18 protein-coding genes are annotated in these 15,302 nt (G+C 74.6%); 7 read left to right on the forward strand and 11 right to left on the reverse strand.

Features of this window, described 5'->3' with window-relative positions:
• Window positions 1-188: 188 nt before the first annotated feature.
• Together ACTMTB_RS22060 and ACTMTB_RS22065 are read left to right on the forward strand one after the other, a co-directional pair.
• Window positions 189-1,058, forward strand: coding sequence for a PAC2 family protein (locus ACTMTB_RS22060; RefSeq protein ID WP_441148170.1), 870 nt, complete (start codon window positions 189-191; stop codon window positions 1,056-1,058).
• A gap of 125 nt (window positions 1,059-1,183) precedes the next feature.
• Window positions 1,184-1,975 (forward strand): GntR family transcriptional regulator, encoded by a 792-nt coding sequence (locus ACTMTB_RS22065; RefSeq protein ID WP_154937455.1) that lies wholly within the window; start codon window positions 1,184-1,186, stop codon window positions 1,973-1,975.
• Window positions 1,976-2,127: 152 nt separating this feature from the next.
• Here ACTMTB_RS22065 and mshC read toward each other — a convergent pair whose 3' ends face one another.
• The 6 genes from mshC to ACTMTB_RS22095 all read right to left on the reverse strand — a co-directional run bounded on the left by mshC (window position 2,128) and on the right by ACTMTB_RS22095 (window position 7,620).
• Complete coding sequence (gene mshC / locus ACTMTB_RS22070) at window positions 2,128-3,366, reverse strand: cysteine--1-D-myo-inosityl 2-amino-2-deoxy-alpha-D-glucopyranoside ligase (RefSeq protein ID WP_441148171.1); 1,239 nt, start codon at window positions 3,364-3,366, stop codon at window positions 2,128-2,130.
• Window positions 3,367-3,433: 67 nt separating this feature from the next.
• Window positions 3,434-4,252, reverse strand: coding sequence for an SCO1664 family protein (locus ACTMTB_RS22075; protein ID WP_441148172.1), 819 nt, complete (start codon window positions 4,250-4,252; stop codon window positions 3,434-3,436).
• Complete coding sequence (locus tag ACTMTB_RS22080) at window positions 4,249-4,830, reverse strand: DUF3090 domain-containing protein (RefSeq protein WP_088962352.1); 582 nt, start codon at window positions 4,828-4,830, stop codon at window positions 4,249-4,251. The genes ACTMTB_RS22075 and ACTMTB_RS22080 overlap by 4 nt, the downstream gene beginning before the upstream one ends.
• Before the next feature lie 111 nt (window positions 4,831-4,941).
• Window positions 4,942-5,646, reverse strand: a complete 705-nt coding sequence (locus tag ACTMTB_RS22085; protein ID WP_441148173.1) for an MSMEG_4193 family putative phosphomutase — start codon at window positions 5,644-5,646, stop codon at window positions 4,942-4,944.
• An 88-nt stretch (window positions 5,647-5,734) separates the two neighbouring features.
• Window positions 5,735-6,571, reverse strand: coding sequence for an undecaprenyl-diphosphate phosphatase (locus tag ACTMTB_RS22090; RefSeq protein WP_179804601.1), 837 nt, complete (start codon window positions 6,569-6,571; stop codon window positions 5,735-5,737).
• A complete protein-coding gene (locus ACTMTB_RS22095) occupies window positions 6,568-7,620 on the reverse strand; it encodes an LLM class F420-dependent oxidoreductase (RefSeq protein ID WP_357614443.1) in 1,053 nt (350 codons plus the stop codon). Before ACTMTB_RS22095 ends, ACTMTB_RS22090 begins: the two co-directional genes overlap by 4 nt.
• A gap of 199 nt (window positions 7,621-7,819) precedes the next feature.
• On the opposite strand from ACTMTB_RS22095, the gene ACTMTB_RS22100 reads away from it, so the two are divergent.
• Window positions 7,820-8,791: an aldo/keto reductase gene (locus ACTMTB_RS22100; protein WP_441148174.1), complete on the forward strand. Its 972-nt coding sequence runs from the start codon at window positions 7,820-7,822 to the stop codon at window positions 8,789-8,791.
• A gap of 53 nt (window positions 8,792-8,844) precedes the next feature.
• Here the strand turns inward: ACTMTB_RS22100 and ACTMTB_RS22105 are convergent, their stop codons facing one another.
• From ACTMTB_RS22105 to ACTMTB_RS22115, 3 genes are read right to left on the reverse strand one after another with little or no spacing between them, the layout of a single operon-like run.
• A complete protein-coding gene (locus ACTMTB_RS22105; protein WP_441148175.1) occupies window positions 8,845-9,762 on the reverse strand; it encodes a hypothetical protein in 918 nt (305 codons plus the stop codon).
• Between the two features lie 22 nt (window positions 9,763-9,784).
• On the reverse strand, window positions 9,785-10,849 hold the full coding sequence (locus tag ACTMTB_RS22110; protein WP_357913703.1) for a WXG100 family type VII secretion target: 1,065 nt from the start codon (window positions 10,847-10,849) through the stop codon (window positions 9,785-9,787).
• Window positions 10,846-11,178 (reverse strand): hypothetical protein, encoded by a 333-nt coding sequence (locus ACTMTB_RS22115; protein ID WP_154937482.1) that lies wholly within the window; start codon window positions 11,176-11,178, stop codon window positions 10,846-10,848. The genes ACTMTB_RS22110 and ACTMTB_RS22115 overlap by 4 nt, the downstream gene beginning before the upstream one ends.
• A gap of 100 nt (window positions 11,179-11,278) precedes the next feature.
• On the opposite strand from ACTMTB_RS22115, the gene ACTMTB_RS22120 reads away from it, so the two are divergent.
• The 3 genes from ACTMTB_RS22120 to ACTMTB_RS22130 all read left to right on the forward strand — a co-directional run bounded on the left by ACTMTB_RS22120 (window position 11,279) and on the right by ACTMTB_RS22130 (window position 13,206).
• Window positions 11,279-11,698 carry a YbaB/EbfC family nucleoid-associated protein gene (locus ACTMTB_RS22120; protein WP_210779819.1) on the forward strand — a complete coding sequence of 140 codons (420 nt, stop codon included), beginning with the start codon at window positions 11,279-11,281 and terminating at the stop codon, window positions 11,696-11,698.
• Window positions 11,695-12,696, forward strand: a complete 1,002-nt coding sequence (locus ACTMTB_RS22125; protein ID WP_441148176.1) for an SseB family protein — start codon at window positions 11,695-11,697, stop codon at window positions 12,694-12,696. Before ACTMTB_RS22120 ends, ACTMTB_RS22125 begins: the two co-directional genes overlap by 4 nt.
• A gap of 225 nt (window positions 12,697-12,921) precedes the next feature.
• Complete coding sequence (locus tag ACTMTB_RS22130) at window positions 12,922-13,206, forward strand: zinc ribbon domain-containing protein (RefSeq protein WP_441148361.1); 285 nt, start codon at window positions 12,922-12,924, stop codon at window positions 13,204-13,206.
• Here the strand turns inward: ACTMTB_RS22130 and ACTMTB_RS22135 are convergent.
• Window positions 13,184-13,927 carry a hypothetical protein gene (locus ACTMTB_RS22135; protein WP_441148177.1) on the reverse strand — a complete coding sequence of 248 codons (744 nt, stop codon included), beginning with the start codon at window positions 13,925-13,927 and terminating at the stop codon, window positions 13,184-13,186. The two genes, ACTMTB_RS22130 and ACTMTB_RS22135, sit on opposite strands and share 23 nt — an antisense overlap.
• 402 nt (window positions 13,928-14,329) lie before the next feature.
• Between ACTMTB_RS22135 and ACTMTB_RS22140 the strand changes: the two genes are divergently transcribed.
• The gene (locus ACTMTB_RS22140; protein ID WP_053655860.1) at window positions 14,330-14,521 is read left to right on the forward strand and encodes a DUF5703 family protein; all 192 of its coding nucleotides are present in this window, start codon (window positions 14,330-14,332) and stop codon (window positions 14,519-14,521) included.
• A 94-nt stretch (window positions 14,522-14,615) separates the two neighbouring features.
• On the opposite strand, the gene ACTMTB_RS22145 is transcribed toward ACTMTB_RS22140, so the two are convergent.
• A complete protein-coding gene (locus ACTMTB_RS22145) occupies window positions 14,616-15,275 on the reverse strand; it encodes a hypothetical protein (protein WP_210779807.1) in 660 nt (219 codons plus the stop codon).
• Window positions 15,276-15,302 lie beyond the last annotated feature (27 nt).

The following is a 15,302-nucleotide window of genomic DNA, read 5'->3' on the forward strand; positions in this document are numbered from 1 at the left end:
CGCCCATCCCTTTCGTACCCTTTGGGCGGCTCGCCGGCGCGGCGGACCGGCGCGGCCGACGGGCCGCACCTGGCGCCGCCACGTAGGCTGGCGGACGTGAAGGACATCAGGGACGCCACCGTGCACGGCGGGCGGACGACCGGGTCGGCGCCCGGCGCCGTCGGCGACGAGCAGGGTGAGGTGACGGCGTGACCGAGTTCGACGGGCTGCCGGTGCTGCGGTCCCCGGTGGCGATCGCCGCCTTCGAGGGCTGGAACGACGCCGCGGACGCCTCCACCGCCGCCGTGGAGCACCTGGAGCAGGTCTGGCAGGCCCGCCCGGTCACCGAGCTGGACCCGGAGGACTTCTACGACTTCCAGGTCAGCCGCCCGACCATCACGATGGCTGACGGTGAGACCCGGCGGGTCGAGTGGCCCACCACGAAGTTCATGGTGGCCAGCCCGGAGGGCACCGAGCGGGACGTGGTCCTGATCCGGGGCATCGAGCCCAGCATGCGCTGGCGCACCTTCTGTGAGCAGGTGCTGGAGATCTGCCACAGCCTGGAGGTCGAGCGGGTGGTGCTGCTCGGCGCGCTGCTGGCCGACGTGCCGTACACCCGTCCCCTGCCGATCAGCGGCAGCGCCTCCGACGCCGAGGCCGCCCAGCGCTACCAGCTCACCCCCACCCGCTACGACGGGCCGACCGGCATCGTCGGGGTGTTGCAGGACGCCTGCACCCGGGCCGAGGTCGACGCGGTGTCGTTCTGGGTGCACGTGCCGCACTACGCCAACAACCCGCCCTGCCCGAAGGCCACCCTGGCCCTGCTGCACCGGGTCGAGGACGTGCTCGACCTGCCGGTGCCGATGGCCGACCTGGCCGAGGAGGCCGCCGAGTGGGAGCAGCGGGTGCGCGGTGCCGCCGAGCAGGACGCCGAACTCGGTGAGTACGTCCGCGAGCTGGAGGAGCGGGTCGGCGACGCCGGCATCACCCCGTTGACCGGGGACGAGATCGCCCAGGAGTTCGAGAAGTACCTGCGCCGCCGGGGCGGTTCCGCCGGCCCCACGGCCGGTTCCTGGTAACAACCTCCCCCACCGAGTCACCGGCCCCGGACGTTTGCGTCCGGGGCCGTTCCGTGCGTGTCCAGGGTGGCGCGGGTCACGCCGCGTAGGGCATCCTAGGAACCTAGTGGTATGAGGAGGCGGGTGTGCAGATCAACCCGGGGGCCGCCGAGTTCCCGCACCGGCAGATCGCCGCGCAGCTCAAGACCCAGGTGCGCCGCGGCGACTGGGCGCCGGGCGAGCGGCTGCCGTCCATCCCGGCCATCGCCGAGATGTTCGGCGTGGCGAAGCAGACCGTGCAGCGCGCCGTCGACCAGCTGCGGGTCGAGGGCATCCTGATCACCAAGCCCGGCTCGGGTACGTACGTGCGGGGCACCCGACGCCGGCTCAACCGGCTCTCCCGGGGCCGCTACGGCGGCTTCCGCGGCTACCACACCGACCTGGCCGCCCGGTACCGGCAGCAGCTGGTCTCCGTCGGCCGCTCCCCCGCCCCACCGGAGGTCGCCGACGCCTTCGGGGTGCCCGACGGCACCGAGCTGCTCTGCCGCCGGCACCTGGTCCGCACCGAGGACTCGCCGGTGGAGGTGGGCGCTTCCTGGTTCCTCCCGGCCGACACCGCGGGCACCTCGCTGGAGCGGGCCGAGGCGTTCGGCCGCCCGCTCTACCAGGAGGCCGAGGAGGCCACCGGCCGCCGGTACGTCTCGGCCACCGACACGATCAGCGCCCGCCAGCCCAGCCGGGAAGAGGCGGAGACCCTGCAGATCCGGCCGGACACCCCGGTGCTGCACCTGCTGCACGTCGCCTACGACGAGAAGCGCAAGCCGATCGAGGTCGCCCAGGCCACCTGGCCCGGCCCGATGACCACCCTCACCGAGGAGTACAAGATCCCCGCCCCCACCCCGGACCAGGACCCCGACCCCGGCCTGGTGCTCGGCTGACCCCTTCCGCACCCGGTGACGGCCCGGTGACCCTCATGATCCAGTCGCATTCACCGACACCGCCGACGGCGTGTCGTGTCGGTGGATGCGACTGGATCATCGGGCTGCGACCCGGGGCGGCAACCGCCGGGGCGGCTGCCGCCGGCCGAGGCTCAGAGGCGGATGCCGAGGAGGGCGTCGACGGTGTCGGCGAAGAGGGCCGGCCCCTGCGGGTCGTCGCCGGCTCCGGCCAGGGCGCGGTCGGCCCAGTCGTCGGCCAGCGCCAGGGCGCCGGGGGTGTCGAGGTCGTCGGCGAGCCGGGCGCGTACCCCGGCCAGGAAGTCCGTCCCGGACGGCCCGGCGGGCGCGGCGGCGGCCCGCCGCCAGCGGTCCAGGCGCGCTTGCGCGGTGTGGAGCAGGTCGTCGGACCAGGCGCGGTCGGCGCGGTAGTGCCCGGACATCAGGCCCAGCCGCACCGCCATCGGGTCGACCTTGTCGGCGCGCAGCCGGGAGACGAAGACCAGGTTGCCCTTCGACTTCGACATCTTCTCGCCGTCCAGGCCGATCATGCCGGCGTGCACGTATTGGGCGGCGAAGGGCGCCTGGCCGGTGAGCCGCTCGGCGTGCGCGGCGGAGCACTCGTGGTGCGGGAAGAGCAGGTCGTTGCCGCCGCCCTGCACGTCGATCCGGTCGCCGAGCAGGTTCAGCGCGATCACCGCGCACTCGATGTGCCAGCCGGGGCGGCCGGCGCCCAGCTCACCGCCGGGCCAGGACGGTTCGCCCTCGCGGGCGCCGCGCCACAGCAGCGGGTCGAGCGGGTCGCGCTTGCCGGCCCGGTCGGGGTCGCCGCCGCGCTCCGGGAAGATCTCCAGCATCTGCTCGCGGGTCAGGTTCGACTCGTAGCCGAACTCCGGGGCGGCGCTGACGTCGAAGTAGATGTCGCCGGTGCCGTCGTCGAGCCGGTACGCCGCGCCGTCCTTGAGCAGGACGAGAACCTTCTCGGCGATGTCGGGGATCGACTCCACCGCGCCGACGTAGTGCGCCGGCGGGATGATCCGCAGCGCCTCCATGTCCTCCCGGAACAGCGCGGTCTCCCGCATGGCCAGGACCTTCCAGTCCTCGCCGTCGCGCGCCGCGCGCTCCAGCAGCGGGTCGTCGATGTCGGTGACGTTCTGCACGTACCGCACGGTCAGGCCCGCGTCGCGCCACATCCGCTGCACCAGGTCGAACGTGATCATGGTGGCGGCGTGGCCGAGGTGGGTGGCGTCGTACGGAGTGATGCCGCAGACGTACATGGTGGCCGCGCCGTCGGGGCGGCTGGGGTGGAGGCCGCGCCGCGCCGAGTCGTACAAGCCCAGTGGCCCGCCGCCGCCCGGCAGCCGTGGCACCTCGTGTCCCGCCCAAGACTCCATGACCGTCAGCCTAACGAGCCGTCAGGCGGCGGGCAGGCACCCCACGGGTGATCAACGTGACAGCGACTCACATGGGGGGCCAGGGCATCGCCGGCCAGTCCTGCGGGGGCTGCGGGTAGCACCCCGTCTCGCGCAGCCGGTCGATCCGCGCCGCCAGCTCGGCGATCTCCCCGAGCGTCAGGTGGTCGGACAGCTCCTCGCCCAGCTCACCGGCGACCTGACCGGCCAGGACGTCGAGCATCTCCACCGCGTCCGGCGGGAGTTGCCGGCCGGCCCAGCCCCAGAGCACCGTGCGCAGCTTCTCCTCCACGTGGAAGCAGACGCCGTGGTCGACGCCGTAGAGGCTGTCGTCCGGGCCCACCAGCACGTGGCCGCCCTTGCGGTCGGCGTTGTTCAGCACCGCGTCGAGCACCGCCAGCCGGGCCAGCCGCGGGTCGTCGGCGTGCGCCAGGGCGTACGCGGCGCCGTCGTCGTCGCGGGCCGCGGCGACCGGGAACCAGCGCGGCGGCACCGCCTCGGCGGGTACGAAGCCGACCAGCGGCTCCGCGTCGTCCGGCTCGTCGATCCAGAGCTGGCAGGAACCGGGGCCGAACGGGCCGTCGCGGAGCACGGTCGGCGGCACCAGATCCCAGCCGGTGGCCCGGGAGACCAGGTAGGCGGCGACCTCCCGGCCGGCCAGGGTGCCGTCGGGGAAGTCCCAGAGCGGCCGCTCGCCGCGCACCGGCTTGTAGACGCAGCGGGCCGTCCGCCCGCCCAGGGTCAGGATTCCGCGCAGGGTGGTGTTGGAGGCGTCGACCAGCCGCCCCTCCAGGGCGAGCTCACCGTCGCGCAGCAGCCGGAGCGCCGCGCTGCCGTCCTGGCGGGGCTGCAACTCCGACGACGTCACCGGTGGTAACCGTTGTGCCGCGGGCAGAGGTGCCCGGCGGGGTCCAGCGGCTGGCCACAGAGCGGGCAGGGCGGGCGGCCGGCGTTGACCACCCGGCGGGCCCGCTCGATGAACTCGCGGGTCGCCTCGGGGGTCAGCCGCACCCGGAGCCGGTCGAGGTCCTCGTCCGGTTCCTCGACGTCGTCCTCGTCGTCGTCCTCCTCGTCGCCCAGCTCGACCTCGACCTCCGCCTCGCCGGCGGCGATCGCCTCGATCACCACGGTCGCGCTGTCGACGTCGAAGGCCAGGCCGAGGGTGCCGACCCGGAACTCCTCGTCGACCGGGGTGTCCAGCGGGTCGTTGTCGCCGACGAGGGTGGGCGCGGCCTCGGGCAGGTCGACGCCGAACCGGCGCTGGGCCTCGGCGAGCAGCTCCTCCAGCTTCTCGGCGAGCAGGGACACCTGCACCTTCTCCAGCGCGACGCTGACCAGCCGGCCTCCGCCGCGCGCCTGGAGGAAGAACGTCCGCTCTCCCGGCGGCCCGACGGTCCCGGCGACGAACCGCTCCGGCGGCTCGAAGGCGTGCACCTGGTGGGTCATACCCACGACCCTATCCGGCACACGGAGGCGTCGCGCACCGCACCGAGGGTGGTTCAGCCGAGGGCGAAACGCCCGCAGCCGCTCGCGCCGCGCCGGGCGTGGCGGGCCGCCTCACCCGGCCGCCCCCGCGCCGCCGCCGACCGCGGCGTCCGAGTCGGTCGGCCGGGTGGCCCGCCGGCGCCGCTTGCGCGGCGGCGGCACCAGCCCGCCGAGGTCACCGCCGGTGTCGTTGAGCCGGACCAGGAAGGGCCGCAGCGGCGTGTAGCGGATCGCGGTGACCGACGCCGGGTCCGCGACGATGCGCTGGAAGAGATCCAGGTGTACGCCGAGCGCGTCCGCCACGATGGCCTTGATCACATCGCCGTGGCTGCACGCCAGCCAGACCGCCTCGGGCCCGTGCTCGGCGGTGACCGCGGCGTCCCAGGTGCGCACCGCCGCGACCGCCCGCGCCGCCATCGCCGCCATCGACTCGCCCTCGGGGAAGACCACCGCGCTCGGGTGCTGCTGCACCACCGGCCAGAGCGGCTCCCTGGCCAGCTTCTTCAGCGGCTGCCCCTCCCAGGCGCCGTAGCCGCACTCGATCAGGCCCTCCTCGACCACCGGCTGCACCTGCGGCAACGCCAGCTCCAGGGTCTGCCGGCAGCGGATCAGCGGGCTGGTCACCACGGTGGCCAGGGGCAGGGCGCGCAGCCGCTCGCCGACCGCGGTGGCCTGGGCCCGGCCGGTGTCGTCCAGCTCGACCGGCTGGCGGCCGGCCAGCCCGCCGTCGGCGTTCGCCGTCGTCCGGCCGTGTCGCAGAAGCAGAAGGGTCGCCACGACACCACCCTAGGCGCAGGCCGCGCATGCGACGGCCCCCGGCACCGAGGTGTCGGGGGCCGTCGCCGGCGGTCGTCGCCGGTACGCCTCAGGTGGCGCTGATCGTGCCGGTGAGCAGCAGCGCGAGCACCAACGTGCCGAGCGCCACCCGGTAGAGCACGAAGACGTACAGGGTGTGGTGGGCCACGTAGCGCAGCAGCCAGGCGATCGCGGCGTAGCCGATGGCGAAGGCGATCGCGGTGGCCACCACCATCTGCGCCACGCTCGGCACCGAGGTGCCCGGCGCGGCCGGCTCGAACACGTCACCGACGCTGAAGATCCCGGACATCACCACCGCCGGGATGGCCAGCAGGAACGAGTACCGCGCCGCCGCCTCCCGGGTGAGGTTGAGCAGCAGGCCGGCGGTGAGCGTGCCGCCGGAGCGGGACACCCCGGGGATCAGCGCCATCGCCTGGGCGAAACCCATCACCACGCCGTCGCGCATCCGGAAGTTCTCCAGGGTGCGGGTCTGCCGCCCCCAGTACTCGGCGAAGGCGAGCACGAAGGCGAACACGATCAGGGTGGTGGCGACCACCCACAGGTTGCGGCCGGCGGTGCGGATCTGGTCCTTGAACACAAAGCCGAACAGCCCGATCGGGATCGAGCCGACGATCACGTACCAGCCCATCCGGTAGTCGAGGCTGGCGCGTACCGAGCGGTCCCGCAGGCCGAGCAGCCAGGTGCGGGTGATCCGCCAGATGTCCTTGGCGAAGTAGATCAGCACCGCCGCCTCGGTGCCCAGCTGGGTCACCGCGGTGAAGGAGGCGCCGGCGTCCCGGTCGAAGAAGATCGCGGAGGTGATCCGCAGGTGTCCGGACGAGCTGACCGGCAGGAACTCGGTGAGTCCCTGGACGATGCCCAGGACGATGGCTTCGACCCAGGTCACTCGCCGACCCCGGACAGCTCCAGCGCCTCGGCGACGGTACGCAGGGTCTGCACGCCGCTGTCCCGGTCGGCGACGAAGAGGGTCACCGAGAGGGTGGTCACCCCGGCCGCGGCGTACTCGCGCAGCCGCTCGGCGATGCGCTCCTTGGGGCCGAGCAGCGACGTGCGGTCGATGAACTCCATCGGCACCGCGGCGGCCGCGTCGCGCTGGCGCTTGGCCAGGTAGAGGTCCTGCACCTCGCGGGCGGCGTCGCCGTAGCCCATCCGGGTGGCGAGCTGGTTGTAGAAGTTCTGCTGGCGGCTGCCCATCCCGCCGACGTAGAGCGCGGCGTACCAGCGGACCAGCTCGGCGCAGGTGGCGATGTCGTCGCCGACCACCACCGGCACGGAGGGGACCACGTCGAAGCCGGCCAGTTCCTTGCCGGCCCTCGCCCGGCCGGCGCGCACCGACGCGAGCTGCTCCTCGGCGAACTCCGGGGCGTAGAAGACGGCCAGCCAGCCGTCGGCGATCTCGCCGGCCAGCTCCAGGTTCTTCGGGCCGACGGCGGCCAGGTAGATCGGGATGTGCTCGCGGGGCGGGTGGAAGCCCAGCCGCAGCGCCTTGCCGGGACCGTCGGGCAGCGGCAGCGTGTAGTGCTCGCCGTCGTAGGCCACCTCCTTGCGGGCCACCGCGAGCTTCACGATGTCGACATACTCGCGGGTGCGGGCCAGCGGCTTGGCGAACCGCACGCCGTGCCAGCCCTCCGAGACCTGCGGCCCCGAGACGCCCAGGCCGAGCCGGAACCGGCCGCCGGAGAGCGCGTCGATGGTGGCCGCGGTCATCGCGGTCATGGCCGGGGTCCGGGCGGGAATCTGCATCACCGCGCTGCCCACGTCGATCCGCTGGGTCTGGCCGGCCATCCAGGCCAGCATGCTGGGCGAGTCGGAGCCGTAGGCCTCCGCCGCCCACACCACCGAGTAACCGAGCCGGTCCGCCTCCTGGGCAAGTGCCAGGTGGTCGGCGGGCGTGCTCCACGCCGTCTGGTATCCGAGGCTGAGCCCGAGTCGCACTGGATCCTCCCCCATCCGCACCACAGGTCGCACCAGGGTACGCAATGGCGGCGGTGGACCCGATCACCGGCTCACCCGGGCCCGCCGGGGTGCCCGGCGACCAGCGCGGGGCCCGGCCACGGTCGGATCGGCGACGTGGCGGGCAGAGATGACGGGAGCGAGGATATCCGTGACGCCAGGTTCGAAATAAGGTTCACCCATGCAACAGCGACCGCTCGGCCGAAGCGGGCTGGCGGTTTCCCGGCTCGCGCTCGGCACCATGACGTGGGGCCGGGACACCGACGCCGACGACGCGGCCGCCCAGCTGAAGAGTTACCTCGACGCGGGCGGCAACCTCGTCGACACCGCGGATGTCTTCGGCGACGGTGACGCGGAGTCGGTGCTCGGCTCGCTGCTGGGCGCCCTGGTCCCCCGGGACGAGCTGCTCATCGCCACCAAGGCGGGGCTGCGGCCGGGCAGCGGCCGGCGCCGGGACGGCTCGCGCGGGCACCTGCTGCGCACCCTGGACGCCTCGCTGCGCCGCCTGGGCACCGACCACGTCGACCTGTGGCAGGTCCACGGGTACGACCCGGACACGCCGCTGGAGGAGACCCTGGCGGCGCTGGACCACGCGGTCGCCAGCGGCCGGGTCCGCTACGTCGGCGTGTCGAACTTCTCCGGCTGGCAGACCGCCCGCGCCGCCGCGTGGCAGGCGGCCTGGCCGGGGCGCGCCCCGGTGATCGCCGCGCAGGTGGAGTACTCGCTGCTGGAGCGGGGCGTCGAACGGGAGGTGCTGCCGGCCTGCGGCGCGCTCGGGCTGGGCGTGCTGCCCTGGTCCCCGCTGGGCCGTGGGGTGCTCACCGGCAAGTACCGGCACGGCCGGCCGGCCGACTCGCGGGCCGCCTCGCCGCACTTCGAACGGTTCGTCGCCACCTACCTGGAGCCGCGCTGCTCCAGCATCGTGGAGGCGGTGGCCACCGCCGCCGGCGGGCTGGGCGTGTCGCCGACGGAGGTGGCGCTGGCCTGGATCCGGGACCGGCCGGGCGTCACCGCGCCGATCCTGGGCGCCCGGACGGTGGGGCAGCTCCTCGGCGCGCTCCAGGTGGAGCGGATGACCCTGCCGGCGGAGATCACCACGGCGCTGGACGACGTCTCGGCGGTGCCGGTGGGCTACCCGGAACGCGACGGCTGAGGCGCCGGTCCGGGGCCGGCGGGCAGGCCGGCCGGTGCGCGTCGGTGGGCGGATCAGTCGAGGGTGGGCCGGTCGCCGGGGATCTCCCGGACGGCGGCCAGGAACCGGGCCTGGTCGTCGCGGGTGGCCGGGTTGACGATCCGGATCCACGAGCCGTCGTCGAAGTGCAGAGTCGCCGGGAACTGCATCAGCCGCGCCGATCCGTGGTCACAGTCGATCCGGGTGATCCGCCGCCGCTCCACGCTCCACAGCAGCCGCGGCTCGCGCCGGTCCGGTCGGCCCTCGTCCGGGCGGCGCCCCATCCGCAGCAGGTGCAGGTGGGTGTCGGTGACCGCGAGCGGGGTGCCGGTGTAGCGCTCCAGGAACAGCAGCAGGCTGCCGGCGAGGGTGGCCAGGTCGCCGCTGAAGACGTACCGGCGGCGGTAGGCGATCTCGGCGAGCTGGTCGGCGAGCGGGCGGTGCTGGCTGAGCCGGAACAGCGCCCGGAACGCCTCCTGCTCAGCGGTGAGCGGCAGCACCGGCCGGGGTTGCGGAACCGCCGGGGTGGGCTCGACGGCCACCTCCCGACCGGCCGCCTCGGGCAGCCCCGCCGCGAGCGCGGCCGCCTTGCCGGGCAGCAGCAGCACCCCGGCCACGATCCGGACCGGGGTCAGCACCGCCTCCACCCAGGCCACCGGGTTGACGATGTTCAGCAGCCCGAACAGCGCCCGAGGATCGAGCGCCTCGGCGACCTCGGTGCCGACGTGGTCGACGAACTGGCTGCCGGCGCGGTGCGTCTCGTGCGCCCGCACCGGGGCCAGGCCGACGTAGCGCAGCTCCTGCCCGGTCACCAGGGGGGCGACCAGGGCCCGCTCCGGCTCGTCGGAGGTGCGGAACTCGTCCCGCAGCGCGCGGGCCCGGTCGCGGGCCACCCGCGCGCCGTCGCGCACCGCGTCGCCGAGCCGCCCGAGCCGTCCCCACGCACCCGTCACGCCGTACCTCCTCCGTCGCCGGTCAGCGGCCCGCCGGCTGCTGCTCGGCGGGTGGCTGCCCGAAGACATTCTGGTCGATCCAGTCGGCGCCGCCCTGCACCACGTCGCCGATCTCGTCCTTGACCAGGTCGGAGCCGGGTACCGACAGGCCACTGACCAGGGCGGTGCCGCCCCACACCGCCCCGTGCACGACCGAGTTCGGCACGTTCCAGGGCAGGTTGGTGGCCCAGTTCTGGGCGATCATCCGGCCGCCGTCGGCCAGGCCGTGCGCGCGCAGGGCGCCGGCCCGCTCCAGCATCCCCATGTCGAACGGCGACCCGGACTTGCCGAGCTTGAAGGTGCCCTGCGCCGGGTCGGTGATCTTGTGGAACCACTTGTCGGCCTTGCCGGCGGCGCGCCGCTTGTCGATCGCCTTCTGCCCCATCCGCAGCGCCTTCTGCTTGTCCACCAGCTTGTCCAGGTGGTTGCGCAGCTTGCGCAGGTAGAGCATGACCCGCTGGAGCAGCCGGATGACCTTCTGCAGGTGGGTGGCGAGCGGACGGATGATCTTCAGCGACCGGGTGAGCACGATCATGCCGCGGGTCACGGTGACCGCCAGGCCGGCCGCCCACGACGCCCCGGCGGTGAACGGCGCCATGAGCAGGGCGGTCACCAGGGTGACCAGCATCCAGTTGACGAACTCGACGCAGAGGTCGACCAGCACCTCGTGCACGATCTGCAGGGCCTCGGCGACCCCGCGCAGGTACTCGGCGGTGGCGGTGAACTGCCCCGCCACGTCCAGCAGCTGCTGCTCGACCTCGGCGAGGCGCTTGCCGTACGCCTCCCCCGCCGGCGACCGCCAGCCGGGCTGCTCGGCCTCGCGCACGCCGCGGTGGCTCAGCGCCAGCTCGCGCACCTGGGCGGCGAGGGCGTCCCAGTCACCGGCCCGGGCGCGCAGCGCCTCCGGCTCGCCGTCGACCATGTCGACCAGCTGGATGAGCGGCCAGGCGAGGGTGCGGCAGACGCTGTCGACCACGTCCTCCACACCGGACAGCGCGTTGTCGATGCCGTTCCAGAGCTGGACGGCGCTACCGGCGGGTCCGCTCACCGGCCCATCCCCTCGCGCATCGCCCGGAAGCCGGAGTCGATGTCCTGCTCGTTGCGCTCGTACGACTCGGCGGTGGATCCCAGCGCCGCCCCGACGCGGGTGAACGCGTCCTGACCGGCCCGGAACAGCGTCGTGCCGTCGGCGACCTGCTCGGCGTACTTGGCGCGCAGCATGTCGCTGGCGAACGGCAGGTGACCGAAGGCGCCGTCGGGCAGGTCACCCGCGGCCACCACCCGGCTCTCCAGCGCGCCCAGCGCGTTGGCCACTCCGGTGGCGGCCGCCTCCAGCCGTTTCACGGCCGTCACGTCCACTTCGATGTCAGCTGCCATCGCCGTTCCTCCCCCGCATCCGACGCGGGTCGAAGATACGATTCCCCGGCCTCCGGCCGCCACCCCGGCCCGAGGAGCAACCAAGGGGGAGGAAGCCCGCATGACTGATCCGCTGTCCGGTCTGGACGCGCTCGCCGGCCGGCTCGCCGACATCGAACGCCGTTTCGCCGGGCTGCACGCCGGCCTCGACGACGTCGACGGCACCGCCACCGACGACACGGGCCTGGTGTCGGCCACCGTGGACGCCACCGGAGGGCTCACCGACCTGACCTTCGAGCCGGCGGCGCTGCGCTCCGGCAGCGCCGACCTGGCGAGGATGGTGCTGGAGGCGTACCGGCGGGCCCGGGCGGCGGCGACCGCCCAGCTCGACGAGCGCACCGAGGGTCTCGACGCGACGCTCGGGGCGGGCCTGACCGAGCTGTTCGGCAAGCCGGGCGACTTCGCGGCGTTGGGCCGTCTGGAGGAGGCCGTCGCCCGGCTCGGCGCCCTGGACGCCCGGCTGCCGAGGCCGCCGGCGTGACCGCGACCGGCTGGCCGGAGATCGTGGCCCGGCTGCACCGCACGCTCGTCGCCTGCGACCGGGACACCGACCTGGAACTCAGCGCCGGATCGCGCCGGATCCGGCTGTCCGTGCGCCGCGACACCGTCGAGGGCCACTGCCCCGGGTACGAGGGGCAGCGGCTGGCCGAGCTGGGCTGGCGGCCCGCCGACGACGGCGACTGGTGGTACGCCACCCCGCGTACCGCCGAGGGCCTGCACTGGTGGAGCGGCTTCGCCGCCCGGACCGCCGCCGTCGCGCTGACCGCCGACCCGGCCGCGCTCTCCTGTCGGGTGCTCCCGCTCGACGGCGGGGCGGAACCGCCGACGGCAACCCGCGTCGAGGTGACCGACAGAGCCGGGTCCGGTGTCGGCGCGCCCGCACCGGCCGGCGTCGGCGTCGCCGTGCCAGCGGGCGTCGGCGTCGCCGTGCCGATCGAGGCCGGCGCCGGCGTTCCCTCGCCGCTCGAGGGCGGCGCCGGGGCCGACGCGTCGGCCGCCGACGCCGTCTCCCCCGGGGATACGGTCGCGGACGACGGCGGGTCGCGCCCGGCCGAGCCGGAGCCGGCCGAACTGCTCGCCCGGGCGGCGGCCGCGCACGACCTGCCCCGCTACCTGGGGGTGCTCGCCGCCGGCCCGGTCTGCGTACCGCTGGCCGGCGAACCGTCGCCCGACCGGGACTTTCCGTGGACGGTCGTCGTCGGGGCGGACCGCGGGCCGCTGCTGCCGGTCTTCACCTCGGCGGACGCGCTGACCGCCTTCGCCGGGGTCGGGGTGCCGTTCATCGCGCTGTCCGCCGCCGACCTGCTGGCGGACTGGCCGGACCCGGGCTGGGGCCTCGCCGTCGACCCGGGCGCCGCCCACGGCCTGACGCTGACCGCCCCGGCGCTGGCCGCGCTGCTCGCCGCGAACGACCCGACCGATCCGCCGGGACCCCTCGCTCCGGCCACCGTGGAGGAACCGGGCACCACCTCCCGCTGACCGGCGTCCCCGCCGCACCTGGGTCACGCCGGATCGGCGCGGTCGCCTTACCGGCCGCTCGCGTTGGTCGCGTCGTCGGCGCCCGACCGGGGTGACCCCACCGTCGGCACCCCGACCGGCGGCGCTCCCGCCGTGGCCGGCCGAGCCCGGTCATGGCCCGTGCTGAAACACGGGCGCACCTTCGCAAAGATCGACCGGTTCGCGCCCACGTCGCAGACGTGCTCGGTGTGCAGCCGGCTCGACGGACCCAAACCGCTGAACATCCGGTCGTGGACCTGCCCCCGCGGAGCGGTCCACGACCGGGACGTCAACGCGGCCATCAACGTGCTCGCGGCGGGACGCGCCGAGAGCCTGAACGCCTGTGGAGCGCAGGTAAGCCCGGCACCCGTGCCGGCACCGCGCGAGGAAGCAGGAATCCACCCGCCCGCTGCGCGCTGTTCCACGCGCAGCACGAAGGGACCCCCCGTCCTTCAGGGCGGGGAGAACGTCAACGGGACAGGTACGCCTTGATGCTGGTCGGGACACGGCCCGCCGCATCCGCCACGGCGGCCCGCGCCTCCCCGGTCACCGGCACCAGGGTGGTGTGCTTGGGCGGTAGGACGATCAGGTCGCCGACCGGCACCACCCGCTCGGCCTGCTGCCGCTGGTCGGCCGGCGGGTCGGTCCAGATGATGTACACGAGCCGGACACTCATCTGCTCGCTGTCGTCGTTGCGCACCGACACGGCCGTGAACCGGCTGTTGCGGTCCAGCACGCGGCCGCCGTCGTCCACCGGGGTCACCACCGGTTCGACGTCGACGGCCGGGGCGTCCACCGGCTCCGCGGTGCGCACCGAGACGGTCACGTCCTCGGCCGCCCGGGCTCCGGCACCGGTGAAGGTCAGCACGTCGACGCCGGCGCCTGGCGGGACGACCAGCCGGCCCCGGTCGCTGCCGAAGACCGTGGCGACCCGCACGCTGGGCAGCGCGCGCCCGGCGGCGTCCAGCGCGGTGAACTCCAGCGTCGGCGCGAGCACCTGCGTGCCCTCGTTGAAGATCGTGAGCACCTGGTTCATGTACCCGTCCCCGGTGGTGGGGGCGAACTCGAACCGCAGCGCGGCGGCGGGGCGGGGCCGGACGACGAGGCCGCAGCCGGCGAGGAGCAACGTAGCCACCAGCCCGGCGACGACTTGCGCGAGCAGCGGAGCGGCGCGGCCAGTGCGGGGTGGGGTCACGATCATGGTGAGCGGCACCGGCGCATGGTACGCGGGGCGCGGCGGGGCGAAGACCCCCCGTCGGTACCGGCCGGCGGCGGCCGGCCGCGCCGTTCGCCGGCACGGCACCGCTGCGACGCTGGACCACGACGCCGCCAACGGGCGGCCTCGACCCACCACGGCGGGCTCGTCGGGCCCGCCGTCAGGGCCGCCGCGTTTTCCTGCGACCAGGTGCCCGGCTCGAGCCGCATGGTCGCCACGAAACGCACCACAGGGGTGCGGCGGCGCGGGCGGGTACCCCGAGGGACGCCGCACGCATAGCTGGGGAAACCGGGCGAGCGGTGCCGTCCGGGGCCGTGGCGGTGCCGGGGCGGCCGGCCAGCGGCGCGGGTCACGCGGGAGGGGGTGGCGAACGGCCTGCGGGCTGGGCAGCATAGGTCCATGGACTACGAATACGCGCCGCTGCGGCTGCCGCCGAACGTCGACCGGTTGACCGCCGCGGCGCAGCTGGCGATCCAGGCGGAGTTCTCCGGTTGGGAGTTGGCCCGGGTGCGGCTGTTCCGGGACGGCACGCGGCAGGTCGTGCTGCGCCGTCGGCGGGTCAACCAGCCGCAGCCGGGTCTGTCCTACTGACGGCGGGCACGCCGCCCGGCGTACCCGGGTCGGCTGCCCACGCGCCCGGGGCCGGACCGCACGGTCGGGCCCCGGGGGCGTCGCGGCCCAGGGCCTAGTGGCCGTGCCCGGCGTGGTCGTGCTCGTCCTCGTCGAGGAACGGGTGCTCGTCGAGCCGCCCGACGAGACGGTCGTCGGCGGCCGGCTGGAACGGGCCCACCGGGTCGTCGTCGTCGAAGGACTCCAGGTCGACCGGGGTGCCCACCTCGCTGACCATCACCACGCCGTCGAGCGGTTCCAGCTCCGGCACGTCCAGCGCGCTCAGCGAGCCGTCCCCGCTCTGCAGCAGCTCCAGCACCGCCTCGCCGACCCCCTCGACGGGCGCCGGCTCGTCCTCCTCCGGCGTGCCCTCACGGCGGGCCGCCTCGGCGACCCGGATCAGCGCAGACACGCTCGGCACCCGGTAGTCGCGGCGCTGCCGCACCGAGATCACCGCCGGGTGCGGGTCGCTGGCCTCGACACCCTCGGCGCCGCCGAACCGCTCGTCGGCCTCGTCGGGGTCGATCGACTCGACGTCCCACGGGGTGACCTCGCCGAACGCGTCGAGCAGCTGCTCGTCGTAGGCGTACGAGGCGTTGTTCAACGCCACGTACGCCTGCCAGACGCCGTCGTCGTCGATCCGGCCCTGGGCGGCGCGCACGGCCGTCAGGTGGGCCCGGGCGGCGTCGATCACGCGCTCCAGAGCAGCGTCCAGCTCACCGTGCTGGTCGGTCATGAGGGAGTCCCTTCGCGATGGGGAGGA

The sequence above is a fragment of the Micromonospora sp. L32 genome (assembly GCF_052068055.1).
In the GTDB taxonomy this organism is placed as follows: domain Bacteria; phylum Actinomycetota; class Actinomycetes; order Mycobacteriales; family Micromonosporaceae; genus Micromonospora; species Micromonospora purpureochromogenes.